The organism is Streptomyces katrae (assembly GCF_000717655.1).
GTDB lineage: Bacteria > Actinomycetota > Actinomycetes > Streptomycetales > Streptomycetaceae > Streptomyces > Streptomyces katrae_B.
Genome location: NZ_JNZY01000060.1, coordinates 1 through 25,032, shown reverse-complemented (window position 1 = coordinate 25,032; position 25,032 = coordinate 1). Strand labels below are relative to the sequence as shown.

General features: G+C 71.5%; 20 protein-coding genes. 7 read left to right on the top strand and 13 right to left on the bottom strand.

Features of this window, described 5'->3' with window-relative positions; genetic code table 11:
• Positions 1–356 precede the first annotated feature (356 nt).
• The 3 genes from IF09_RS0137235 to thyX form a co-directional block, all read right to left on the bottom strand.
• Positions 357–2,042, bottom strand: coding sequence for a ribonuclease J (locus IF09_RS0137235; protein ID WP_030303632.1), 1,686 nt, complete (start codon positions 2,040–2,042; stop codon positions 357–359).
• A gap of 118 nt (positions 2,043–2,160) precedes the next feature.
• A complete protein-coding gene (dapA, locus tag IF09_RS0137230) occupies positions 2,161–3,060 on the bottom strand; it encodes a 4-hydroxy-tetrahydrodipicolinate synthase (RefSeq protein WP_030303630.1) in 900 nt (299 codons plus the stop codon).
• Positions 3,061–3,308: 248 nt separating this feature from the next.
• Positions 3,309–4,049, bottom strand: coding sequence for an FAD-dependent thymidylate synthase (thyX, locus tag IF09_RS0137225; RefSeq protein ID WP_030303629.1), 741 nt, complete (start codon positions 4,047–4,049; stop codon positions 3,309–3,311).
• A gap of 258 nt (positions 4,050–4,307) precedes the next feature.
• Here thyX and IF09_RS0137220 point away from each other — a divergent pair, with 258 nt between their 5' ends.
• Together IF09_RS0137220 and IF09_RS0137215 are read left to right on the top strand one after the other, a co-directional pair.
• Entirely contained in the window at positions 4,308–4,547 is a 240-nt protein-coding gene (locus IF09_RS0137220; protein ID WP_030161422.1) for a hypothetical protein, read from the top strand.
• Positions 4,548–4,595: 48 nt separating this feature from the next.
• A complete protein-coding gene (locus IF09_RS0137215; protein ID WP_030303627.1) occupies positions 4,596–5,159 on the top strand; it encodes a PH domain-containing protein in 564 nt (187 codons plus the stop codon).
• Positions 5,160–5,237: 78 nt separating this feature from the next.
• Here the strand turns inward: IF09_RS0137215 and IF09_RS0137210 are convergent, their stop codons facing one another.
• The 6 genes from IF09_RS0137210 to eccD form a co-directional block, all read right to left on the bottom strand.
• Positions 5,238–5,696 (bottom strand): hypothetical protein, encoded by a 459-nt coding sequence (locus IF09_RS0137210; RefSeq protein ID WP_030303625.1) that lies wholly within the window; start codon positions 5,694–5,696, stop codon positions 5,238–5,240.
• Positions 5,697–5,715: 19 nt separating this feature from the next.
• Positions 5,716–6,471 (bottom strand): 4-hydroxy-tetrahydrodipicolinate reductase, encoded by a 756-nt coding sequence (gene dapB, locus IF09_RS0137205; RefSeq protein WP_030303623.1) that lies wholly within the window; start codon positions 6,469–6,471, stop codon positions 5,716–5,718.
• Between the two features lie 81 nt (positions 6,472–6,552).
• The gene (locus IF09_RS0137200) at positions 6,553–7,932 is read right to left on the bottom strand and encodes a M16 family metallopeptidase (RefSeq protein ID WP_030303621.1); all 1,380 of its coding nucleotides are present in this window, start codon (positions 7,930–7,932) and stop codon (positions 6,553–6,555) included.
• Positions 7,929–10,151, bottom strand: a complete 2,223-nt coding sequence (locus IF09_RS0137195; protein WP_030303620.1) for a polyribonucleotide nucleotidyltransferase — start codon at positions 10,149–10,151, stop codon at positions 7,929–7,931. Before IF09_RS0137195 ends, IF09_RS0137200 begins: the two co-directional genes overlap by 4 nt.
• Before the next feature lie 311 nt (positions 10,152–10,462).
• Positions 10,463–10,750, bottom strand: a complete 288-nt coding sequence (rpsO, locus tag IF09_RS0137190) for a 30S ribosomal protein S15 (RefSeq protein ID WP_030161433.1) — start codon at positions 10,748–10,750, stop codon at positions 10,463–10,465.
• 173 nt (positions 10,751–10,923) lie between these two features.
• The gene (gene eccD, locus IF09_RS0137185; protein WP_030303618.1) at positions 10,924–12,429 is read right to left on the bottom strand and encodes a type VII secretion integral membrane protein EccD; all 1,506 of its coding nucleotides are present in this window, start codon (positions 12,427–12,429) and stop codon (positions 10,924–10,926) included.
• Positions 12,430–12,636: 207 nt separating this feature from the next.
• On the opposite strand from eccD, the gene IF09_RS0137180 reads away from it, so the two are divergent.
• The gene (locus IF09_RS0137180; RefSeq protein WP_030303615.1) at positions 12,637–16,602 is read left to right on the top strand and encodes a type VII secretion protein EccC; all 3,966 of its coding nucleotides are present in this window, start codon (positions 12,637–12,639) and stop codon (positions 16,600–16,602) included.
• A gap of 146 nt (positions 16,603–16,748) precedes the next feature.
• On the top strand, positions 16,749–16,994 hold the full coding sequence (locus IF09_RS0137175) for a DUF397 domain-containing protein (RefSeq protein ID WP_030303613.1): 246 nt from the start codon (positions 16,749–16,751) through the stop codon (positions 16,992–16,994).
• Positions 16,995–17,076: 82 nt separating this feature from the next.
• Here IF09_RS0137175 and IF09_RS0137170 read toward each other — a convergent pair whose 3' ends face one another.
• The 4 genes from IF09_RS0137170 to eccB all read right to left on the bottom strand — a co-directional run bounded on the left by IF09_RS0137170 (position 17,077) and on the right by eccB (position 20,846).
• Complete coding sequence (locus tag IF09_RS0137170) at positions 17,077–17,385, bottom strand: WXG100 family type VII secretion target (RefSeq protein WP_030303611.1); 309 nt, start codon at positions 17,383–17,385, stop codon at positions 17,077–17,079.
• Positions 17,386–17,442: 57 nt separating this feature from the next.
• Positions 17,443–17,778, bottom strand: coding sequence for a WXG100 family type VII secretion target (locus IF09_RS0137165; RefSeq protein WP_030303610.1), 336 nt, complete (start codon positions 17,776–17,778; stop codon positions 17,443–17,445).
• 213 nt (positions 17,779–17,991) lie between these two features.
• The gene (gene mycP, locus IF09_RS0137160) at positions 17,992–19,266 is read right to left on the bottom strand and encodes a type VII secretion-associated serine protease mycosin (protein WP_078613701.1); all 1,275 of its coding nucleotides are present in this window, start codon (positions 19,264–19,266) and stop codon (positions 17,992–17,994) included.
• A 17-nt stretch (positions 19,267–19,283) separates the two neighbouring features.
• Positions 19,284–20,846, bottom strand: a complete 1,563-nt coding sequence (gene eccB / locus IF09_RS0137155; protein ID WP_030303608.1) for a type VII secretion protein EccB — start codon at positions 20,844–20,846, stop codon at positions 19,284–19,286.
• A 276-nt stretch (positions 20,847–21,122) separates the two neighbouring features.
• Between eccB and eccE the strand changes: the two genes are divergently transcribed.
• From eccE to IF09_RS46105, 3 genes are all read left to right on the top strand, one after another.
• Positions 21,123–22,397: a type VII secretion protein EccE gene (gene eccE / locus IF09_RS0137150; protein ID WP_030303602.1), complete on the top strand. Its 1,275-nt coding sequence runs from the start codon at positions 21,123–21,125 to the stop codon at positions 22,395–22,397.
• Positions 22,394–23,092, top strand: coding sequence for a hypothetical protein (locus IF09_RS0137145; RefSeq protein WP_030303600.1), 699 nt, complete (start codon positions 22,394–22,396; stop codon positions 23,090–23,092). Before eccE ends, IF09_RS0137145 begins: the two co-directional genes overlap by 4 nt.
• A gap of 795 nt (positions 23,093–23,887) precedes the next feature.
• A partial coding sequence (locus IF09_RS46105; protein WP_030303599.1) for an SCO5717 family growth-regulating ATPase occupies positions 23,888–25,032 on the top strand: 1,145 nt, incomplete at its 3' end.

Genomic DNA, 25,032 nt, shown 5'->3' with positions numbered 1-25,032 from the left:
GGCTTTCCTCCGGGCTTTCGTTCTTGCGTTTCCGACTCTATCAGAGTCAGTCCCGCTTGCTTTCCGGGGTCTTCGCTTTCGCGCTTTCCCTTTCCGGCGGTTCCAACCTTACCAGATTCTTTCCGCTCCGTTTCCGGAGTCGAATTGAATTCGGTGGCCGTTGGAGGGCCTTTCCCTTTCGGGCGGATCAGACTTTATCAGGTCGCCCTGGGTCTTGAATCCCATCCACTCGCCGAACACATCCGGGCACGCGTGTGTGCCGGGGTCCGTGCGAGGTGGAGCCGTAAACGTACTGGAGCGGGGCCCCCGGATGCAAATCCGGTTGCCCCGCTCCAGTGACGGCGCTACGGCGAGGCTCAGACCTCGACGACGACCGGGAGGATCATCGGGCGGCGGCGGTAGCCGTCCGAGACCCACTTGCCCATGGTCCGGCGGATGAGCTGCTGGATCTGGTGCGGCTCCGCGACGCCGTCGGCGGCAGCGCGGGCGATGGCTTCCTCGATCTTCGGCAGGACCGACGCGAAGGCCGAGTCCTCGATGCCGGAGCCGCGGGCCTGGATGTTCGGGCCACTGACGACCTTGCCCGTGGTGCTGTCCACCACGACGAAGACCGAGATGATGCCCTCGTCGCCGAGGATCTTGCGGTCCTTGAGGTGGACTTCCGTGACGTCGCCGACCGACAGGCCGTCCACGTACACGTAGCCGGCCTGGACCTTGCCGGAGATCCGGGCCTTGCCGTCGATCAGGTCGACGACCACGCCGTCCTCGGCGATGACGATGCGGTCCTTCGGGACACCCGTCATGGCGCCGAGCTCGGCGTTGGCGCGCAGGTGGCGCCATTCGCCGTGGACCGGCATGAGGTTCCGCGGCTTGCAGATGTTGTAGAAGTACAGCAGCTCGCCCGCGGAGGCGTGGCCGGAGACGTGCACCTTGGCGTTGCCCTTGTGGACGACGTTGGCGCCCCAGCGGGTCAGGCCGTTGATCACGCGGTAGACCGCGTTCTCGTTGCCCGGGATCAGGGACGACGCCAGGATGACCGTGTCCCCGGGGACGATCCGGATCTGGTGGTCGCGGTTGGCCATGCGGGACAGGGCCGCCATCGGCTCGCCCTGGGAACCCGTGCAGACGAGCACGACCTCGTCGTCCGGCAGGTCGTCGAGGGTCTTCACGTCGACGACGAGGCCGGCCGGGACCCGCAGGTAGCCCAGGTCACGGGCGATGCCCATGTTGCGGACCATCGAGCGGCCGACGAAGGCGACCCGGCGGCCGTACTCGTGGGCGGCGTCGAGGATCTGCTGGATGCGGTGCACGTGGCTGGCGAAGGACGCCACGATGATCCGCTTCTGGGCACCCGCGAAGACGCCGCGGATGGCGTTGGAGATGTCGCGCTCCGGCGGGACGAAGCCCGGGACCTCGGCGTTCGTCGAGTCCGAGAGGAGGAGGTCGATGCCCTCTTCGCTCAGGCGCGCGAAGGCGTGCAGGTCGGTGAGGCGGTTGTCCAGCGGCAGCTGGTCCATCTTGAAGTCGCCGGTGGCGACGACGAGACCCGCGGGGGTTCGGATCGCCACGGCCAGGGCGTCCGGGATGGAGTGGTTGACGGCGATGAACTCGCAGTCGAAGGGACCGAGGTTCTCCCGCTCGCCCTCCTTCACCTCGAGGGTGTAGGGGCGGATGCGGTGCTCCTGGAGCTTGGCCTCGATGAGGGCCAGCGTCAGCTTGGAGCCGATCAGCGGGATGTCCGGCTTCTCCCGGAGGAGGTAGGGGACGGCGCCGATGTGGTCCTCGTGGCCGTGCGTGAGGACGATGCCCTCGATGTCGTCGAGGCGGTCCCGGATGGACGAGAAGTCCGGCAGGATCAGGTCGATGCCCGGCTGCTCCTCCTCGGGGAAGAGGACGCCGCAGTCGACGATCAGCAGGCGGCCGTCGAACTCGAAGACGGTCATGTTGCGGCCGATCTCGCCGAGACCGCCCAGGGGGGTGACCCGGAGGCCGCCCTTGGGGAGCTTCGGCGGCGGGCCGAGTTCAGGGTGCGGATGGCTCAAAAGTATCTCCTCACCACACACGCCACGTACCTCGTTAAGGCACGTGGCGCGCATGTCATTCGTGCACTTGCATTCGTCTGTTTTGTTCGTCTTGCTTATTCAGTTGTGAAGTCTGATATCAGAGCTGTACCCCGCCGGCGGCAAGATCGATCTTGAGCTGGGCCGCCTCTTCGGCCGTCAGCTCGACGAGCGGGAGCCGCAGCGGGCCGGCGGGCAGGCCCTGCAGGTTCAGGGCGCCCTTGGTGGTGATCACGCCCTGTGTGCGGAACATGCCGGTGAAGACGGGGAGCAGCTTCTGGTGGATCTCGGTGGCCTTCTGGACGTCGCCGCCCAGGTGGGCCTCGAGCATGGCGCGGAGCTCGGGGGTGACCACGTGGCCGACCACGGAGACGAAGCCGACGGCGCCGACGGACAGCAGCGGCAGGTTCAGCATGTCGTCGCCGGAGTACCAGGCGAGTCCGCTCTGGGCGATGGCCCAGCTGGCGCGGCCGAGATCGCCCTTGGCGTCCTTGTTGGCCACGATACGGGGGTGCTCGGCGAGCCTCACCAGGGTTTCGGTGTTGATCGGGACGCCGCTGCGGCCGGGGATGTCGTAGAGCATCACCGGGAGCTCGGTGGCGTCGGCGATCGCCGTGAAGTGCCGGTAGAGGCCCTCCTGGGGCGGCTTGCTGTAGTACGGGGTCACCGCGAGCAGGCCGTGGGCGCCGGTGCGCTCGGCCTGGCGGGCCAGCTCGAGGGTGTGGCGGGTGTCGTTGGTGCCGATGCCGGCGACGACGTGGGCACGGTCGCCGACCGCTTCGAGGACGGCTCGTACGAGGTCGTTTTTCTCCGCGTCGGTGGTGGTCGGGGACTCGCCGGTGGTCCCGTTGATGATCAGGCCGTCGTTGCCTGCGTCCACCAGGTGGACGGCGAGCTGCTGCGCGCCGTCGAGGTCGAGTGCGCCATCCGCCGTGAAGGGCGTGATCATGGCGGTGAGGACCCGCCCGAAGGGGGTCTGCGGAGTCGAGATCGGAGCCATGGGTAACACGCTACTCGCTGCCATGCTCGCGGTGTCCCCTCGGGGGACGTCAACAGGGTGTGGCTCCCGGCACGAGTCGGGACGTCTGTTGGATCCCGGCACTGCCTGCTCGGGGGTTCAAGCAGTGCCGGGTCCGTTTGATCAGCCTAGATGAACTTTACGAAACGTGGCAATACGGACACTTCGGACTTGACTCCGTACATCTGTACGGAAGGGGTCCATCCGTGCCCATCGGGCGCTACCGGCCCTTACGGGGCGACGCGGCCGTTGGCGTTGTACGCGGCGTACGTCAACGGCATGAGCGCGGCCCAGTGCTGCTCCATCTTCTCGCCGACCATCTCGATCTCCCGCTGCGGGAAGGAGGGGACGGTCGCGAGCTCGTGCTGCGTGCGCAGGCCGAGGAAGTGCATGAGCGAGCGCGCGTTGCAGGTGGCGTACATCGAGGAGAAAAGTCCGACCGGCAGGACCGAACGGGCAACCTCGCGGGCCACGCCCGCGGCCAGCATCTCCTGGTAGGCCTCGTACGCCTGACGGTACGAGTCCTCCATGACCCGGCCCGTCAGTTCCTGCTGGGCCTCGGTGCCCTCGACGAAGACGTACTTGCCCGGGCGGCCCTCCTGGACGAGCTTGCGCTCGGCGTCCGGGACGTAGAAGACCGGCTCGAGCTCCCTGTAGCGGCCCGATTCCTCGTTGTAGGACCAGCCGACGCGGTGCCGCATGAACTCGCGGAACACGAAGATCGGGGCGCTGATGAAGAAGGTTATCGAGTTGTGCTCGAAGGGGCTGCCGTGGCGGTCCCGCATCAGGTAGTTGATGAGGCCCTTGGACCGCTCCGGGTCCTTCTGGAGCTCTTCGAGGGACTGCTCGCCGGCCGTGGAGACACGGGCGGCCCACAGCACGTCGGAGTCGGCGGCGGAGTGCTTCACCAGCTCCACCGTCACATCACTGCGGAAGCTGGGTTTCAGGTCTGAAGCGGCGGTCTCGCTCACCGGGGGTCCTTCCGAACGACTCACATGGGGCGCGCCCACTCTACGGCGCAGCTCGCGGCTCCCCGTGCAGCTCTCCGGCGGATCGGGCGCAGGCCGGGGCGGCTGCTCCGTCACGCTTTCAGCTGACGCCCAGCCATAAAATTTGGTTAATGTCCCGAATTCCGGCACCGATGGGGCTGTTCGTACGTCTTCACCGGTACAGGCCATACGCACCCGCCACCGCCGCCCCAGGGCCCTGACCGTGAGGAGAGTCGCTCTATGTTTCGCCGGAGCGAACCCGTCCCGTTCGCCTTCGTCGCCGAGGCCGACCGTTTCCGCAGCAATGTCACTCCGCCGCCGCGCGAGCGTCTGGGCACGGCCCAGATAGCCGCCCGTAGTCTGGTCGGGCTGACCGTGGTGGCGGGGCTCGTCGGCTCCCTGCTCTTCGGCATGCCCGCACTGCAGCCCCACCAGGCGCCCGCCAAGTCGCAGCAGTCGGAGGCCTCCGAGGGGCGGTAGCCTCTCGGGCACAGCCCAACCGAACGTGCATGTGAGTGAGGTACAGCCGTGCCCCTGCCCTTCTTGACGGCCGACCGCGCGTTCGACGCGCACGAAGACACCGGCGACGACGTACTCGCCCACGAGGACCCCGACCGCTGGCGCCGGCCCTACCGGCCCGGGCCCTGGCGGGTGGCCGGCGCCGCCCTGCTGCTCCTGCTGGCCGCGTTCATGCTGCTCGCCACGATGATCATCGCGTTCGCGGGCGCCTGGGCCGGGGCCGGTGTCTGCGTGGCCGCCGCGCTCGGCGTGATCGGGTCGGCGCTGCGGTTGCTCATGGCGGGCGTCTGGGTGAGCCCCGCGGGGCTTCGCCGGGTGGGCTTCTTCCGGACCCGCTCGATCGCCTGGGACGAGATCACCGAGGTCCGGACGGTCCAGCAGCCTGTGCGCTGGCTGGGGCTGCCGCGGACCGTCCAGGGCCAGGCCCTGACGGCGGCCGCGCGCGACGGCGCGGAGCTGCCGGTGCTGCTGACCGACCACAACGCCGATTTCCTGTCGCGGACCGAGGCCTTCGACCGGGCTGCCGACATGGTCGAGGCCTGGGCCGACGAGTATCGGGCCGTGCCCGCCTGACACCGACGTGCAGTGCCCTGGAAGCCCGTACGGGATTCGCTCAGGCGGGCCCTGTACGGGCTTCCGGGTTCCACGGGCCTACGGGACGGCCTGCCCGCGCGGTCCGCCGTGCAGGGCGATGGCCCGCTGCATGGCCTTGCGGGCCCGTGGGGTGTCGCGGGCGTCGTGGTAGGCGACGGCGAGGCGGAACCAGCTGCGCCAGTCCCCCGGCGCGTCCTCCGTCTCGGCCTTGCGGCGCGCGAAGACCTCGTCGGCGGAGTCCCGCAGGATCCGGCCGTACTCGTCCCGCTCCAGCTCGTCCACGGGCAGTCCGCCCTCGGCCTCCAGCTCGGTCGCGAGCTGGTTCGCCCTGGTCACGAACTGCGTGTTCTTCCAGAGGAACCAGACGCCGATGACCGGCAGGATCAGCACGGCCGCGCCGAAGGTCACGGTCAGCCAGGTGCCCTGGCGGATCAGCAGCACGCCCCGGCTGCCGGCCAGGACGAAGTAGACGACCAGGACGGCGGCCGTGAGGAAGTAAGTGATCTTCGCGCGCATGGGTACTACTGCCTGCTCATCAGCCGAGGTCGAGGAAGTTTTCCAGGCCGAACGTGAGGCCCGGGGTCGCCGCGACGCGGCGCGCACCGAGCAGGATGCCCGGCATGAAGCTGCTGTGGTGCAGCGAGTCGTGACGGATCGTCAGGGTCTCGCCCTCACCGCCGAGCAGCACCTCCTGGTGGGCCAGCAGGCCGCGCAGGCGGATCGCGTGCACCGGGACGCCGTCGACGTCCGCGCCGCGAGCGCCCTCCAGAGCGGTGGCGGTGGCGTCGGGCTGCGGGGCGCAGCCGGCCTCGGCGCGGGCGGCCGCGATGAGCTGCGCCGTACGGGTCGCCGTGCCGGAGGGGGCGTCGACCTTGTTCGGGTGGTGGAGCTCGACGACCTCGACGGACTCGAAGTAGCGGGCGGCCTGCGCGGCGAACTTCATTGTGAGGACGGCGCCGATGGAGAAGTTCGGGGCGATGAGCACGCCGGTCTGCGGGGAGGCGGCGAGCCAGGTGTCCAGCCGGGCGAGGCGCTCCTCGGTCCAGCCGGTGGTGCCGACCACGCCGTGGATCCCGTGGCGGATGAGGAAGTCCAGGTTCTCCATGACCGAGGCGGGGGTGGTCAGCTCGACGGCGACCTGCGCGCCGGCCTCGGCCACCGTCTCCAGCTTGTCGCCGCGGCCGAGGGCGGCCACCAGCTCCATGTCCTCCGCGGCCTCGACGGCCTTGACCGCCTCGGAGCCGATGCGGCCCTGGGCGCCGAGTACGGCCACCCGCAGCTTGCTGCTCATGCTTCTTCGCTTCCTGTCGTACGGGCCGGGCACCGGCCGGCGGCCGGGGCCCGGCCCCAAGGTATCCAGGGTCTCGGGGTCTCAGGACACCGCTTCGTCGAGGCGGGCGGCCTGCTTCTCCTTCAGCGGGCCGATCACCGCGAGCGACGGCCGCTGGGCCAGTACATCCTGAGCGACCGAGCGGACGTCGTCCGGGGTCACGGAGGCTATCCGGGCCAGCATCTCGTCGACCGACATCTGGTCGCCCCAGCAGAGCTCGCTCTTGCCGATGCGGTTCATGATCGCGCCGGTGTCCTCCAGGCCGAGGACGGTGGAGCCGGACAGCTGGCCGATGGCCCGCTTGATCTCCTCGTCGGTGAGCCCCTCGGAGACGACCTTGTCGAGCTCGCCGCGGCAGATCCGCAGCACGTCGTGGACCTGGTTCGGGCGGCAGCCCGCGTACACGCCGAACAGCCCGGTGTCGGCGAAGCCCGAGGTGTACGAGTACACGCTGTAGGCCAGCCCGCGCTTCTCCCGGACCTCCTGGAAGAGGCGGGAGGACATGCCGCCGCCGAGGGCCGTGTTCAGCACGCCGAGCGCCCAGCGGCGCTCGTCGGTGCGGGCCAGGCCGGGCATGCCGAGGACCACGTGGGCCTGCTCGGTCTTGCGGTTGATCAGGTCGACGCGGCCGGAGGTGCGGATGCGCTTGGCTCCGGAGCGCGGGCCGATCGGCTCGGCGTCGGTGTGCCGCAGGGCACCGGCCTTCTCGAAGGCCGCGCGGACCTGGCGTACGACCTTGTTGTGGTCGACGTTGCCGGCCGCGGCGACCACCAGGTGGCGGGGATCGTAGTGCTTCTTGTAGAAGCGGCGGATCCGGTCGGCGCCGAGGGCGTTGATCGTGTCGACGGTGCCGAGGACGGGGCGGCCCAGCGGGGTGTCCCCGTACATCGTGTGCGCGAACAGGTCGTGCACGCAGTCGCCCGGGTCGTCCTCGGTCATCGCGATCTCTTCGAGGATGACGCCGCGCTCGGCGTCGACGTCCTCCTCGCGGATCAGCGAGCCGGTGAGCATGTCGCAGACGACGTCGATCGCCAGCGGCAGGTCGGTGTCGAGCACCCGTGCGTAGTAGCAGGTGTACTCCTTCGCCGTGAAGGCGTTCATCTCGCCGCCGACCGCGTCGATCGCGGAGGAGATGTCGAGGGCGGTGCGCTTGGCGGTGCCCTTGAAGAGGAGGTGCTCGAGGTAGTGCGTGGCACCGTTGAGCGTGGGCGTCTCGTCGCGGGAGCCCACGTGCGCCCAGATGCCGAAGGTGGCGGAGCGGACCGAGGGCAGCGTCTCGGTGACGATGCGCAGTCCGCCGGGGAGGACGGTGCGCCGGACGGTGCCGATGCCGTTCTCGCCCTTGAGGAGGGTTTGGGTACGGGCGACGGCCCGCCCCTCCGAAGAGGGGCGGGCCGTCACACGGGAACTACGCGACGTCACTTGTCGGAGTCGTCCTTGTCAGCGTCGTCGCCGGCAGCCTCGCCGTCGATCACGGGGATCAGGGAGAGCTTGCCGCGCTGGTCGATCTCGGCGATCTCGACCTGGACCTTGGCGCCGACCGCGAGCACGTCCTCGACGTTCTCCACGCGCTTGCCACCGGCGAGCTTGCGGATCTGCGAGATGTGCAGCAGGCCGTCCTTGCCCGGGAGCAGGGAGACGAAGGCACCGAAGGTGGTGGTCTTGACGACCGTACCCAGGTAGCGCTCGCCGACCTCCGGCATGGTCGGGTTGGCGATGCCGTTGATCGTGGCGCGGGCGGCCTCGGCGGCCGGGCCGTCGGCGGCACCGATGTAGATGGTGCCGTCGTCCTCGATCGTGATCTCGGCGCCGGTGTCCTCCTGGATCTGGTTGATCATCTTGCCCTTGGGGCCGATGACCTCACCGATCTTGTCCACCGGGATCTTGACGGTGATGATCCGCGGGGCGTTCGGGGACATCTCGTCCGGCGTGTCGATCGCTTCCATCATCACGTCGAGGATGTGGAGACGGGCGTCGCGGGCCTGCTTGAGGGCCGCGGCCAGGACGGAGGCCGGGATGCCGTCCAGCTTGGTGTCCAGCTGGAGGGCGGTCACGAACTCCTTGGTGCCGGCGACCTTGAAGTCCATGTCGCCGAAGGCGTCCTCCGCACCGAGGATGTCGGTGAGGGCGACGTAGTGCGTCTTGCCGTCGATCTCCTGGGAGATCAGGCCCATGGCGATACCGGCGACGGGGGCCTTGAGGGGCACACCGGCGTTCAGCAGCGACATGGTGGAGGCGCAGACCGAGCCCATGGACGTCGAACCGTTGGAGCCGAGGGCCTCGGACACCTGGCGGATCGCGTACGGGAACTCCTCGCGGGTCGGGAGGACCGGCACGATCGCGCGCTCGGCGAGCGCGCCGTGGCCGATCTCGCGGCGCTTGGGCGAGCCCACGCGGCCGGTCTCACCGACGGAGTACGGCGGGAAGTTGTAGTTGTGCATGTAGCGCTTGCGGGTCACCGGGGAGAGGGTGTCCAGCTGCTGCTCCATGCGGAGCATGTTGAGGGTGGTGACGCCCAGGATCTGGGTCTCGCCACGCTCGAACAGCGCCGAGCCGTGCACGCGCGGGATGGCCTCGACCTCGGCGGCGAGGGTACGGATGTCCGTGATCCCGCGGCCGTCGATGCGGACCTTGTCCTTGATGACGCGCTCGCGCACCAGGGCCTTGGTCAGGCTGCGGTAGGCGGCGGAGATCTCCTTCTCGCGGCCCTCGAAGGCCGGGAGGAGCTTCTCGGCGGCGATCTCCTTGACGCGGTCCAGCTCGGACTCGCGGTCCTGCTTGCCCGCGATGGTCAGCGCCTGGGAGAGCTCGCCCTTGACGGCGGCCGCGAGGGCCTCGTACACGTCGTCCTGGTAGTCCAGGAAGACCGGGAACTCGCCCTCGGGCTTGGCGGCCTTGGCCGCCAGGTCCGCCTGGGCCTTGCAGAGGGCCTTGATGAAGGGCTTCGAGGCCTCGAGGCCGGCGGCCACGATCTCCTCGGTCGGCGCCTCGGCGCCGCCCTTGACCAGGGTGATGGTCTTCTCGGTGGCCTCGGCCTCGACCATCATGATCGCGACGTCGCCGTCCTCCAGGACGCGGCCCGCGACGACCATGTCGAAGACGGCGTCCTCGAGCTCGGTGTGCGTCGGGAAGGCCACCCACTGGCCGCGGATCAGCGCGACGCGGACGCCGCCGATCGGGCCGGAGAAGGGCAGGCCGGCCAGCTGCGTGGACGCGGACGCGGCGTTGATCGCGATGACGTCGTACAGGTGGTCCGGGTTCAGCGCCATGATGGTGGCGACGACCTGGATCTCGTTGCGCAGGCCCTTCTTGAAGGACGGGCGCAGCGGGCGGTCGATCAGACGGCAGGTGAGGATCGCGTCCTCGGAGGGGCGGCCCTCACGACGGAAGAACGAGCCGGGGATCTTGCCGGCCGCGTACTGGCGCTCCTCGACGTCCACCGTCAGGGGGAAGAAGTCGAGCTGGTCCTTGGGCTTCTTCGACGCGGTGGTGGCGGAAAGCACCATCGTGTCGTCGTCCAGGTAGGCAACGGCGGAGCCGGCGGCCTGGCGGGCCAGACGGCCCGTCTCGAAGCGGATGGTGCGGGTGCCGAAGGAACCGTTGTCAATGACGGCCTCGGCGTAGTGGGTCTCGTTCTCCACTAGCGTTTTCTCCATTTTCGTCGTCTCCGTCCGCTGCCCGTGTGGCTGCGGACGGTTGCGGAGAAGCGCTCCTTGCGTGCGGGCCGGTCTTCGATCGAAGTACCCGGTTCGGTGCCCGTGGGGCTTTCCGGGTACCACTACCGAGGACCGGCGGCCTGGGAGGGCGCTCCTCCTCTTCAGTTGTGCACGTGGTTCGCGTGCACGTGCGTCCAGACTACAAAGCGTCCGGTACGTCCCGCACGTAGAGCGACTGCACGTACAGCAAAGGGAGCGGCCCCCTCAGTGTGGGAACCGCTCCCTTCACAGCGTCTTTACTTGACGCCGGCCGCACCGCGGCGGATGCCGAGGCGCTCGACCAGCGTACGGAAGCGCTGGATGTCCTTCTTGGCCAGGTACTGCAGCAGGCGGCGACGCTGGCCGACCAGGATCAGCAGACCACGACGGGAGTGGTGGTCGTGCTTGTGGGTCTTGAGGTGCTCGGTCAGGTCCGTGATGCGCTTCGAGAGCATCGCGACCTGGACCTCGGGGGAGCCGGTGTCGCCCTCCTTGGCACCAAACTCGGCGATGATCTGCTTCTTCGTAGCGGCGTCGAGCGACACGCGTACTCCTCGTATAGGTCTTCGTGGCCACCGAGTGCCCCAGGTCGAATTCTCTGGGGATCTTCCGTAACTCGGGAGGCGGGGTCCGCTGAGCGCAGCCTCCAGAAGGTTTCCGGGGGCGCGTACACAAACGGCCGTCACACAGCGTACCAGGCTGCCGCCCGGCCCCTGTCTCAGCTGGTGAGAGAGCGGGCCCGGGCGTACACGTCCAGCACGGCGAGGGCCAGCGGGACAAGACTGAGCAGTACTGCCGCCTCGGTGAGGTCGAGCAGCCGTCCCCAGAAGGGTGACAGGCCCTTGCGGGGGATGACAAGCGCAATTCCCGCGAGGAGGGCGGCGCCGGCGGCGACGGCTGCGGAGAGCCAGATCGTACGGAGGTCCAGGCCGCCGCGGTCGTGGTACTGGACGAGCTCGCGGACCAGGTCGGCCGGCGGGTGCAGGGCCAGGCCCAGGATCAGCAGCCCGATGGCGGCCAGGCCGGCGACCAGGGTGCACACGACCTGGGAGGTGTAGCGGAAGAGGCGGGCGCGCAGCAGCATGGCCAGCCCGGTGGTGAGGGCCAGCAGCCGGCCCCAGGTGTTGTCGGAGAAGCCGAGGACGGCGGCGGAGCCGACGACGACCGCGGCGCAGCCGCCGACCAGGCCGAGGAGCATCTCGTGGCCGCGGCGGGCCTGGGTGGCGATGGCCTCGGCGTCGAGCGGGGTGCCCGCCTCGTGCTGCTCGGAGCCTGCGGGGTCGCCGTACGGCTCGGTCTCGTAGCGGTCCGGGGTCTCGTAGCTCTCCACGGCGCTCTGCGGGGCGGCGTAGCCGATGGGCAGCCGGGCGAAGCGGGCGGAGAGGCCGGGCAGGAAGGCGACGAGGCCGATGGCGACGGGGGCGCAGACGGCGGCGGTCGCGGTGGCGGAGGCCTCGGTGACGATGGCGACGAAGGTGGCCAGGGTTCCGGTGGCGGCGAGGAAGGTGGCCGCGACGAAGGGGGCGTCCCCGTTGGGGGTGAGCGCGACCAGGGCGACGGAGGCGACCAGGACGCAGACGCACCCGAGCAGGAACTGGAGCCGGCCGGGTCCTTCGCCGGCGCCGGCGGCGATGATGCCGGAGCCGGCGATCAGCAGGTGCGGGAGGGCGCCGAGGCCGAGGGCGACGGCGGAGCCGCGGTCGCGGTAGACCCGGGCGCGCACTCCGGCGGCGGCGGCGAGGAGCACGCCCGCGGCGCCGGCGATGATGCCGGGCAGGCCGTGCATGTCGTGGCGGACCGGGTCGGCGTACCAGAGGACGAAGCCGAGCAGGACGAGCAGCAGGGCGGCGCCGGCCAGGCCCGCGCCGCGCAGCATGTCGTCGCTCCAGAGGTGGCGGTCGCGGACGACCGCGGAGGCGACGGCGTCGGAGACGTCGTCGAAGACGGCCGGCGGCAGTGACTCGGCGAACGGGCGCAGGCTCAGCACCTCGCCGTCGAGGACCTGCTGGGCGGCGAGGGTGCGGGCGCCGTCGAGGACCGTGCCGTCGCGGCGGACCAGGTGGAAACCTGTGGGGGCGCCGACGGGCTGGGTCTGGCCGGTGAGGCGCAGGAGTTCGGGATAGACGTCGGCGACGGCGATGTCCTCCGGGAGGGCGACGTCGATGCGGCTGTCGGGAGCCACGACGGTGACCCTGCAGAAGCCCGTCGTTGCGGCCGTACTCACCTGTGTGACCCCCCTGGTTGGCGAAGCGGATGCATGGGCTCTCGCCTTGGATTCGCGGATGCGCATACTGCGCGGGCCACCCTACCGGGAGTATGAGTGACTGTCGGCAAGTAGGATCACCGTCGCGCAGGGGAGACCCCCTTCGCGCCCGGGACTTGGGGGCGCCGGTTGCGACGTCCCGTCCGTTTTCGAGGGATTGATGCTCCGGTGAGTCAGATCGTCGTCAAACGCCCGCCGCGGTCCTTGCCGCCCGAAGTTCCTTCGGACGAGCTGAGGCTGGAGGCTCCGCCGGAGCTTCCCCGCGGGCAGCAGGAGGGCATGCTGATGCAGCTCCTGCCGATGCTCGGCATGGGCTCGTCGGTCGTCTTCTTCTTCATGCCGGGTGCGGCGCCCTTCATGCGCATCATGGGTGTGCTGATGCTGGTGTCCACGGTGGGCATGGTCCTCGCCCAGCTGGTGCGCCACCGGCGCGGTACGCAGGGGCAAATGGCCGATGTGCGGCGGGACTACCTGAAATATCTTGCGCAGACCCGCCGTCAGGTCCGCAGGACCGCCCGGGCGCAGCGCGACGCGCAGCTGTATCTGCACCCGGCACCGGAGCAGTTGTGGTCGGTGGTGGCCGAGGGTTCGCGACTGTGGGAGCGGCGCGTCGGCGACGAGGACTTCGGCCAGGCCCGGCTCGGGCTGGGCGCGCAGCGCCTCTCGACTCCGCTGGTCGCGCCGGACACGGCGCCGGTGGACGAGCTGGAGCCGCTGACGGCGGGCGCGATGCAGCGCTTCCTTAAGGTGCACTCGTCCCTGGACGGGCTGCCGGTGGCGGTGTCGCTGCGGGCGTTCTACCACGTGACGGTGTCCGGCGAGCCGGAGTCGGCGCGCGGGGCGGCGCGGGCGCTGGTGGCGCAGCTGGCGACGCTGCACTCCCCCGAGGACCTGGTGGTGGCCGTGGTGGCCGCGCCCGGCGCGGTGCCCGCGTGGGACTGGACGAAGTGGCTGCCGCACACGCAGGTCCCCGGACAGGTCGACGGGGCCGGTACGAAGCGGCTGTTCAGCGACGACCTGGCCGAGCTGGAGGCGCTGCTCGCGCCGCGTCTGGAGGGGCGGCCGCGGTTCAGCCGGGACGTGTCCCCAGTGCTGGACCAGCCGCACCTGGTCGTCGTACTCGACGCGAACTCCCGGGGCGGCCTGGTGCCGCCGGACTCGGCGTTCGCGGCGGCCGAGGGACTGCAGGGCGTGACCATCGTCGAGGTGGTCGCGGGCGAGCTCGACGAGCCGCGCGGCGGGCTGTCGGTCGTGGTGCGGCCGGGCCGGCTGCGGCTGGAGTCGGGCGCGGGGATCGCGTACGAGGGCGTACCGGACACGCTGTCGCTGCCCGCGGCGGAGGCGCTCGCGCGGCAGCTGGCGCCGCTGCGCACCGGCGGCGGGGACGACGACGAACCGCTGCTGGCCAACCTGGACTTCACGGACCTGCTGAACCTGGGCGACGCGGCCTCGATCGACGTGGCCCGGACCTGGCGACCGCGGTCGGCCGGCGAGCGGCTGCGCGTGCCGATCGGTGTCGGCGAGGACGGCTCGCCGGTCATGCTGGACCTCAAGGAGGCCGCGCAGGAGGGCATGGGCCCGCACGGCCTGTGCGTGGGCGCGACCGGTTCCGGCAAGTCGGAGCTGCTGCGCACGCTGGTGCTGGGCCTCGCGGTCACGCACACCTCGGAGACGCTGAACTTCGTCCTCGCGGACTTCAAGGGTGGTGCGACGTTCACGGGCATGGGGCAGATGCCGCACGTGGCCGCGGTCATCACCAACCTGGCCGACGACCTCACGCTCGTGGACCGCATGGGCGACTCGATCCGAGGTGAGCTGCAGCGCCGGCAGGAGCTGCTGCGCTCGGCGGGCAACTACGCGAACATCCACGACTACGAGAAGGCGCGCGCGGCGGGTGCCCCGCTGGAGCCGCTGGCCTCGCTGGTGCTGGTCATCGACGAGTTCAGCGAGCTGCTGACCGCGAAGCCCGACTTCATCGACATGTTCATCCAGATCGGCCGCATCGGCCGCTCGCTGGGCGTGCACCTGCTGCTGGCCTCGCAGCGCCTGGAGGAGGGCAAGCTGCGCGGGCTGGACACGTACCTGTCGTACCGGATCGGCCTGCGGACCTTCTCGGCTGCGGAGTCGCGGACCGCGATCGGCGTGCCGGACGCGTACCACCTGCCGTCGGTGCCGGGTTCGGGCTATCTGAAGTTCGGTACGGACGAGATGACGCGGTTCAAGGCCGCGTACGTCTCGGGCACCTACCGCTCGGGCGGGCCGGACCTGTCGGTCGGCCTGTTCCCCGTGGAGCGGCGCCCCGCGCTGTTCACGGCGACGCCGGTGCCGGTCGTGTACGCGGCGCCGGACCCGGCGTACCTGGCGGCGCAGTCGGAACGCGAGGACGACGCCCTCGCGGACACGGTGCTGGACGTGATCGTGGCCCGGCTGGAGGGCCAGGGCGTGCCGGCGCACCAGGTGTGGCTGCCGCCGCTCGACCAGGCCCCGCCGCTGGACCAGCTGCTGCCGGCGCTGGCGCCTTCGGCGGAGCGGGGGCTGCACGCGGAGGGGTACACGCGGCCCGGCGGGCTCGTCGTGCCGCTCGGTCTCATCGACAAGCCCTTCGAGCAGCGCCGTGAGGTGCTGTACCGGGACTTCTCGGGTGCGGCGGGCCACATGATGGTGGTCGGCGGTCCGCAGTCGGGCAAGTCGACGCTGATGCGGACGCTGATCGCCTCGTTCGCGCTGACGCACACGCCGCGCGAGGTGCAGTTCTACGGGCTGGACTTCGGTGGCGGCAGCATGTCGTCGATCGCCGAGCTGCCGCACGTGGGCGGGATCGCCTCGCGCCTGGACCCGGAGCGGGTACGGCGTACGGTCGCGGAGGTGGGCGGCATCCTCAACCGCCGCGAGGAGTTCTTCCGCGCGAACAACATCGACTCCATCGGCACGTACCGGCGGCGGCGCGCGGCCGGCGAGCTGCCCGGCGAGGCGTGGGGCGACGTGTTCCTCGTCATCGACGGCTGGGGCGGTTTCCGCACCGAGTACGAAGGCCTGGAGTCGGTGGTCACGGACATCGCCTCGCGCGGTCTGGGCTACGGCATCCACGTGGTGATCACGGCGGCGCGGTACATGGAGGTGCGCGCCGCGCTCAAGGACCAGATGCTGAACCGGCTGGAGCTGCGGCTCGGCGACGTCATGGACTCCGAGTTCGACCGCAAGGTCGCGGCGAACGTCCCGACGGGGATGCCGGGCCGCGGCCAGGTGGCGGAGAAGCTGCACTTCCTCGGCGCGCTGCCGCGGATCGACGGTGCGCACGACCCGGAGGACCTGTCGGAGGCCACGGCCGCCTTCGTGTCGTTGGTGAAGCAGAACTGGGCGGGGGCCGCCGCTCCCGGCGTACGGCTGCTGCCTCGCCTGCTCCACGCCGACCAGCTGCCCAGGGGCGGGGACAACCCCGGCCGCGGGCTGGCCATCGGCATCGACGAGACGGACCTGGAGCCGGTGTTCGTCGACTTCGAGAGCGACCCGTTCTTCCTCGTGTTCGGCGAGAGCGAGTCCGGCAAGACGAACCTGCTGCGGCTGATCTGTCAGCAGATCGCGGAGCGGTACACCCCGGACCAGGCCCGGCTCGTCGTCGGCGACTACCGGCGCAGCCTGCTCGGTGCGCTGCCGGAGGAGCACCTGCTGGAGTACGCGCCGATGGCGAGCTCCCTGCAGACGCACATGGAGGCGCTGGGCGGGGTGTTCTCCCGGCGGCAGCCGCCCACCGACGTCACCCCGCAGCAGCTGCGCGACCGCAGCTGGTGGACCGGCCCGGACGTGTTCATCGTCATCGACGACTACGACCTGGTGGCCACCAGCCAGGGCAATCCGCTGGCCCCGCTGGTGGAGTTCCTGCCGTTCGCCCGGGACACGGGTGTCCGCTTCATCATCGCGCGCAACTCGGCGGGCGCCTCGCGTTCCATGTACGAGCCGTTCATGCAGCGCTTCAAGGAGCTCGGCGCGCAGGGCGTGGTGCTGTCGGGCGACCCGTCCGAGGGTGACCTGATCGGCAACGTCCGGCCGCGGCCGATGCCTCCGGGCCGGGCGTACTTCTCCTCGCGCAAGCGCGGCACGTCGCTCGTACAGCTGGGGCGCCTGCCGGGCATGTAGGAGTCGGCTGACGAGAAGCGGGGCCCGGTCGAACCGGGCCCCGCTTTCCTTTGATCAACGGGAACACTCCCCCGGCCCGCCCCGCAGCACCGATAATCGGCAGCGAAGACCGCGGTAGCACCGCACCGCCGAGGGAAAGGCCGCACATGGGCACTCAGCAGGAGAAGGACGAGCTGTACGCGCTCGACATCAGCGGCGTGGAGTGGGAGGGCCCGCCCGGGACCAGCCCCGACGAGGAGCGGGTCGAGATCGCCCGGCTGCCCGAGGGCGCCGTGGCCATGCGGTCCTCGCTCGACCGGGACACCGTCCTGCGCTACACGGCGGCCGAGTGGGAGGCGTTCGTACTCGGGGCCAGGGACGGGGAGTTCGACCTCGACCGCGGCCCCCGCTGAGGCCGGCACCCCGGGGTACGACGACGGGGCGCGCCCGGTGCGGGCGCGCCCCGTATCCGCATGCGACTGCGGTCGACCTGGCTCAGTAGGCCTCGGTGAACAGGCGCGAGGCCTTCACGTCGGTGGCGCGGTAGTCGCCCTTGCCGCGCTCGATCAGCGCGGCGACCTGCTCGAGCTGCTTGTGCATGTGGTCGGCCTTGCCCTTGTACTTCCCCTGGAGGGTGACGTACGCCTGGTGCGCCTCACCGTCCCAGGTGTCCGTGACGACCTTGAGGGCCTGGTCCATCTCCTCCAGGTCCGTCATGATCTTCTTCGAGACGATGCGGATGCGGTTCGCCATCTCCTGGACGCTTTCATACCGGACCTTGGTGTGGCCGTCGGAACCAGCCATGTTCTTCTCCTTCGCGCTGAGCTGAGTGGGAAACGACGTAAAGACGTAAAGGGCAGGTCAGATGCCGTTGAGGCCGGAGCCGCCCTGGCCCGCGGAGGCCTGCACCGTCTTGAACGCCGCGCGCACGTCGTCGTCCTGCGCGTTGCTGAGGTTCTTGGTCTGCGCGACCGCGTTGTGCAGCACCCCGAGCAGACGACGGATCTCGTCGTGGTCCTCGTTGACGACCGTCTGGGCGGAGACGAAGCCCGAGGCACCCACACCGGTCCAGCCGGCACTCACCGTGGCGAGGATGTCGGCCAGCTCGCGGGACTGGGTGGTGACGGCACGGGCCGTCGTCTCGATCTTGTTCTTCGCCTGGACGATCGGATCGTCTGCGAGTCCGAAATTGCTCATCCGAAGCTCCTCACTTCTCAATTCGCCGGCAGAACCGGCGGATTGCGCAGCGAAGGGAGGTTCCGGGCGCGGATCTGAGCCACGCGCCGCCGGAAATCCCCCTCCGCCTCACGCGATCCCCCGATCACAGTCGTGAAGCCTGGTGTCACTCTAGCCAGTTCATCTGACAGCCCCAACACCAGTGGGCCGCTTCCGTAGATGAACTGTGACGGTTCACTGCAAACGGCCTCGCCGCTTGCGGGCGTCCCGGACCACCGTCGCCGTGCCCGCGATGACCGCGATCAGCACGCCTGTGATCCCGAGAGCGTACGTGCCGAACCGCTCTTCGCGCTCCTGCGCCGTCTCGGTCATCCGCAGCGCCGCCGCCTCGGGGGCGGCCGCCGGGGGCGGGCCGGGGTCCGGGACCGGGGCCTTGGGGACCTCGTGGTCCTGGGTGACCGCGCGCACCGGGTCGACGACGCCCCATCCGACGTAGTCGTCACGGCCGTTGACCGAACGCTCGGCGGTGCCCTGGATCTGCCAGATGATCTGTTGCGGGGTCCAGTCCTCGTGCTCGGCACGCAGCAGGGCGGCGACTCCGGCGACGTAGGGCGCCGAGAAGCTGGTTCCGTTGTCGATGCACTGGCCGAAGCCGGGGACGGTGGAGACCATGTCGACGCCGGGCGCGGCGACGGCGATGAAGTCGCCGGGCTGGGAGAACGCGGCCCGCTCGTTGTTGCGGTCCGAGGAGGCCACGGCGAGGACGCCGGGGAAGGCCGCCGGGTAGGTCCTGCGCTTCTCGCCGCTCATGCCGTCGTTGCCCGCCGAGGCCACGACCACGACCTTCGCGTCGACGGCCCGCTGGACTGCCTTGCCGAGCTCTGAGTCGGCGCTCAGGGGGACGTCGGTGTCCTGGGAGATGTTGATGACCTGGGCGCCCTTGGACACCGCGTGGTCGATCGCCTGGCCCAGGGAGAGGGCGTTGCCCTTGCCCTGCCCGTCGTTCTGCCGGATCGGGATGATCGTCGAGTCGGGGGCGAGGCCGACGAAGCCGGTGCCCTCCTGCGGCCGGGCCGCGATCAGCCCGGCCACCTTGGTGCCGTGGCCGACCGTGTCGGTCGTGCCGTCGCCGCCCTTGGGGTCGACGAAGTCCTTGCCGGCGCCGACGTCGATGGCGCCGCTGAGCTGCGGGTTCGCCCGGTCCACGCCGGTGTCGATGACCGCGACGCGGACGGGCTTGCCGTTCTTGTCCTTGCCCTTGGTCTGCGCCCAGAGCGCATCGAGCAGCAGCCGCTGCAGGGCCCAGGGGCGGTCGGCGATCTGCTTCTTCATGGGGAAGGTGCACTCGCCGGCGCCCGCGAGGTCCAGGGCCGGGGCACGGACGGGTTCCGGGTGGGGTGCGGCCGCCGCCGCGGCGGTACCGGTCGCGGCTGCCGCCGCGGTCGTGCCGGACAGGGCGGCCACGGCGAGGGCCGCGGTGGCGAGTGCGCTGCGCGTGTACGGGGACATGGGCATCGGCGGCGTCCTCACGAACCCTGCGGCTGGCGGGCGGAGTTGGTGTCCAGGCGCGGCCCCTTCGAGAGGAACTCGGACCAGGCGATGGGCACCATGGCCGGTACCACCGTCCCGTAGCCGAGCCTGATCTGCGCCTGGCTGGCCTCGGGGCGGCCGTCCGCGCCGGCCTGGCCGTTCGGCTGGTCGGGGGCGCCGATCTTCGACTTCTCGGCGTCGCTGTCCCCGTTGGCCTGCACCGCGTACCGCAGGCCGGTGTCCGTGACCAGGAAGAGGGCGCCCCCCGCGGTGGTCTGCCTGCCCTGCACCTGCGTGTAGAGCAGCCCCGAGCCGGGCGTGACGTACGCGCTCGTGCCGCTGGCGGTGATGTCGATGGGGAATCCGGTGCCGGCCCAGGTGCTCAGCGTCTGGTTGCCCTGGCCGTCGACCGAGCGCAGCACGTTGCAGACGGTGTCGCGGGCGCCGGAGCCGGCGGGCTGGTTGATCCGGTCGGACTTCTTCTGGGGCCACTTGGCCTCGCCCTTGAACGCCGTGGCGTCCGGGTTGAGCGACTGGAGATCGACCTCGCGGGGCTTCCCGTGCATGTTGAGGCCGTCGGTCGCGGGCGCCGAGATCAGCAGCCACGCGACGAAGTCGGAGACCGGGGCGACCTTCCCGGGCAGGACGACGTAGTGCTGCGTACCGGAGCCGGTCTGCGCCTTCAGCACCATCCCGACCTTGTTGTCACCGGTGGTCAGGCCCTGCACGTCGGCCTTCGTGCCGGCCGCGACGGGCAGCTGCGGGAAGGCCAGGTCGTCGCCGGAGTTGAGGGTGGCCAGCCACGTCTCGGTGACCTGCTGCGGGGTGGCGCCGGTGCTGCCGACCAGCGCGTTGGTCATCTTCCCGGCATCCGCCCCGCCTTCGGGGAATTTGTACTTCGTCCCCGTCGCGTCGACCAGGTAGCGCTCCTTGGCCCCGCCGGTGCTCTGCACGTACAGCATCTGGCTGTCGGTGACCTTGCGGGCGTCGTCCATCAGTCCCGCTTCGCGGTCGGCGAGGACGAACGTCGCGGTCTGCACGGTCTTGCCGTTGCCGCCCGGTGCCTGGCATACGGCCCAGCGCTTCGCCTTGCCCGCGTCCTGCGGGGCCGGCAGCCGGTCGGGGGCGTACGGGATGCCGATGATGGGCCCGCGCGGCGGCTTGCCCGCGTCCAGGACCTTGTCGTCGATCTGGATGACCTTGAACTTCTGCGGATCCAGGAGGAGTCGGGCGGAAGCCAGGTTGAGCACCGGGTGCAGCCGGGTCTGGTCCTTGCCGTTCACCTTCGTCGTCAGCACCACGTAACGGGTCGTCGACTGCTTGCCGACGATGACCTTGGTGCCGGCCTCGTCCCAGCCCTTGGGCGCCTGCGGCTTGAACATTCCCCAGGCACCGAACGCGGCGAGTACGAGCGCCCCCGCCACCAGCCCGGGCAGGACCGCGCGCAGCGGACGCGGCGCACCTTCCTCCGACCCCGTGGCGGAAGGCTGGAGGAACGCGGCCACCGTGCGCCGCTTCGCAAAGGTGTACGCGTTGAGTTCATCACGTCGTGATGCCATGACCGCCTGCTTCTCCCCGCACGGCCCGGTCGGTGAGTACGGTCCCCGGGCCTCGATTGTCGGACCGGGGACCTACTATGCCTCTTGACGGATGGTACGTAGGGGCCGGGTAGGGTGAGGCCGCCGCTCACTGTCTTCCGGGCCGCGCGATTCAGGGGTCGTCGGGGTATTCAGGGCTTGTTGGGGTGGATTGGGGAGATCCGGGGTCATGCAGCGGGCAGCGCCCGGCTCCGGCACTCACGGGGTACGGCCCCGGGAAGGGGAGGTGGGCGAGTGATGGCCACCGCGACGCAGCCGCAGACGGGTGCACCCGCACCCGCACGCGGCGGGGTGACGCCGTATCCGAAGTCGAGCCCGGGCCGCTTCGGCCCGTTCCGATTGCAACAACTCGTACTGCTCCAGATCGCCGTGGCCGCCCTGCTGGTGGCCTGGGTCGTGGAGCCGATGCTGCTGATCCCCGCCGGTGTCCTGGCACTCGTCCTGGTGGTGCTCGCCGTCGTACGCCGCCACCAGCGCTCCCTGCCCGAGTGGATCGGCGGCGCGCTCGCGCTGCGCACCCGGCGGCGCCGGGCCGCGTCGTTCGCGGTGCCGGCGGGTACCGAGCCGGGGCTGGCCCCGCTCGTCGAGGCCGATCCGGCGCTGCGGACCCTCACGTTCAGCGACCGCGACCGGCGGCCCGTCGGGATGGTCGGTGACGGCACGTTCCTGACCGCCGTCGTCCAGGTGGACACGGACGCCACCGCGCTGCGGCCCGACCGCGGAGCCCGGCCGCTGCCGCTGGCCCTCGTACGGGACATCCTCGAAGTCGACGGCATCCGGCTGGAGTCCGCGCAGCTGGTGCAGCACACGCAGCCCGCGCCGGCCCCGCACCTGCCGGCCCAGTCGATGGCCACCCGCAACTACGCGCCGCTGCAGGCCGCCACGGGTACCCCTGCGGTCCGGCTGACCTGGATCGCGCTCAAGCTCGACCCGGAGCTGTGCCCCGAGGCGGTCACCGCGCGCGGCGGCGGGCTCGCGGGTGCGCAGCGCTGTGTGGTGCGGGCGGCCGACCAGTTGGCGAGCCGGCTGACCGGGGCCGGCTTCCGGGCGACCGTGCTCACCGAGCAGGAGCTGACGGCTGCGCTGGCCACCTCCTCGTGCGCGAACCCGATGGCGATCACGCAGGCGGGGCGCTCGGCGAGCACCGGCCGTCGGACGGAGGAGACGGCGCGGATCTGGCGCTGCGACGACCGGCGGCACACCACGTACTGGATAGGCCGCTGGCCACAGCTCGGCGGCAGCGGGGCCGCGTCCCTGCCGCAGTTCGTGGCGCTGCTGACCTCGCTGCCGGCGCTGGCGACGAACTTCAGCCTGACGATGGCTCCGGCGGAGCGCCAGGGCGTGACGCTGACCGGCCACGTACGGGTCACGGGACGCAGCGACGAGGAACTCGTGGCGGCCCGCCGGGAACTGGAACGGACGGCCCGCGGTGTGCGCACCGGGCTGGTCCGGCTCGACCGTGAACAGGTACCGGGGCTGCTGGCTTCGCTGCCGCTGGGAGGGGCGCGATGAGGGGCGGGTTCGGGCTGATCGGCCCGCGCCGGGAACGGCACGCGGTCCCCGCGGTGGACCTGGACGCGCTGGCGCTGCCCGTCGGGGACGACGGGGTCGTCATCGGCGTGGACGCCGAGGGGCGTCCGGCGGTGCTCGGCATCAACCGGCCGACGCCGTACGAGGTGACGCTGATCGGCGGTCTGTGGACGGCGCAGGTGCTGGCGCTGCGCGCGGCGGCCACGGGCGCGCGGGTCGCGGTGGAGACCGGGCGCGGGCAGGTGTGGTCCGGGCTGGCCCAGGCGGCGGGCGGCGGCCAGCAGTGCGTGACGCTGCACGAGGTCGGCCGGGTGCCGCCACAGGGCGCGTCGGCGGGCAGCCCGGTGCTGGTGATCCGCGACTGCGGGATGCGGCCGCCGCGCGGGCGCGTGGTGGCGGGCCCCTGGCAGTCGGTGCTGACCCTGCTGCCGTACCTGAGCCCGACGGCGCCGAGGCTGCTGCAGAACTCGTCGCTGGTGGGCGTCCAGCGGGTGTCCCCGGACGAGGCGGAGCAGCTCGGCCGCCTGATGAACCTGCCGCGGGCGGCGGTGGATTCCCTGCCGACGCTGGGCGACGGCGTCACCCTGTGGTGCACGCCGAGGGACCGCCAGTTCGTGATGACCCAGGGCACGGAAGCGGAAACAGGCCTCCTGGGCCCCTCCCGCCGCATCGACTGACCCCCGGATGCCCACCCACACCGCCGCCACGAGGTCCGGCGGGGAGGTCCCGATCAGCCGGGCGAGCCGGACGGGCCGGACGGGCCCGGGGTCAGCTGGTAGATCCAGTCGGGCCACGCAGGCCACGCAGGCCACACGGGCCGGCGCTGGCCGGTCGGGCCGCTCCGGCCGGGGCGGGTGGTCGCTCCGGACGGGCTGGGCGGGCCGGGCGGGCTGAGCGAGCCGTGCAAGCTGGGGCCGGCGCAGCGGGCCGGACGGGCTCCGAGGCGCGCAGGCCTGGGGGCCTGCTCGTCGGGCCGGTCGGCTTGGCGGTGCCCCCAGCGCCCCCGGCCATCGGGGTGCGGGGCCGTCGGTGGCTGGGCCGGAGGGTCCAGACGGGCTGAACGGCACGATCCGGCGTGGCGGCGCCACCAGCCCCGCCGGAGTTCACGCGCGGGAGGCCGAGAACGGGGCGAAGCCCCAGGGCCGCTCCAGGCCCGCCGGCACCATCCAGCCCCGCCGGCGTTCGGGGCGCGGGTCCGGGCAGAGCCCGGGAAACGGAGAAAGGGCGGGGCGGGGAGAACAGCCGCGCAGCGGCACCACGCCCGCCCCCACCGGGCCGGTGACGGTTGCTCAGGAGGCGGCCACCCTGTAGGCAGGACGACAAGGACGACGGCACCGAGCCGGCCCGCAAGGGCCCCCGCACCGCGGGGCGTCCAACGGGGGCGGACACCGGTGTCGGCACGCGATTAGGCTGGGCGCGGGCGCGGCGTCGAGGTGGGCGCCGGACCAGTGTTCGACAGACCAGGAGGACCAGTGAGCGGCGATCGGAACGAGAGGCGCGGCGGGACTTGGGACGTCCCGACGGACGATCAGTCCGACGCGGAGCCCGAGATGACGGGCGAGTTCACCATCGACTACACCCCACCGGCCTGGTACACGCAGGGCGCGGCCCCGGCCACGCCGGTACCGGGCCTCCCCGAGGGCAGCGGCTTCGAACCCCACCGCCCGTCGGACGTGGCCTCGCCGCCGACGATGCGGATCGCCCCGCCGGCCCCGCGCACCCCGTCGGACGGCGCGGACGTGCCCTCGCCGTTCCCGGCACCGGCTCCGTCGGCCCCGGCACCCATCAGCCCGCCGGCCGACAACGCCACCCCGTCTGCGGCCTTCCCGCTCCCGGCACCCGTCGACAACACGGGCGCCCCCACGACTTCCCCGGCCCCGGCTCCGGCCACGGCCGACTCCACCGGCGCGCCCGCGGCGCTCCCGGCACCCGCCGAGGTACCGGCCCCGCCGGCCCCGGCGCCGGCCCCGGCACCTGCCGGACACCCCGGCCTGCCCTCGGCGGGCCTGACCCTGGACAAGGCGCCCGCCGTGCCGACGCCGGCCCCGGCGCCCCTCGACACGCCCTCCGCCGAGGCGCCCGCCGACGCGCCCGGACCGCTCGTGAAGGCCGCCTTCGAGGGATCCGCCCCCGTCCAGCGGCACGCCACGCCGCCTGACGGGACGGCCATCCCGTTCGCGAACCCCGAGCCCGCGGCTCCGGAGGCTCCCCGGGACGGCGTTTCCGCGCCCGATCCCGCGCCCGTGGCCGACGCCGTCCCTGCGCCCTTCGTGCCCCCCGTTCCGGAGGCCCCGGAGCCCGTCACCCCCGTGGCTGCGGTTCACCCGCCCGAGGAAGCCCCCTTCGGGGGACCCGGAGGCGAACTGCCGGCGCTGCCGCCCGCGTTCCCCGCCACCACGGCACCGCAGGACGGCTACGGCTTCCCGCCGGCCCCCGGCCCCGCCACCACCGCACCCCAGGACGGCTACGGCTTCCCGCCGCCGCCCCAGAACGGGTACGGCTTCCCGTCGGCGCCCGCCCCGGCCGCCACCGCGCCGCAGGACGGGTACGGCTTCCCGCCGGCGCCCGCCCCGGCCCAGCCCCAGCCCCAGCCCCAGCCCCAGCCCCAGCCCCAGCC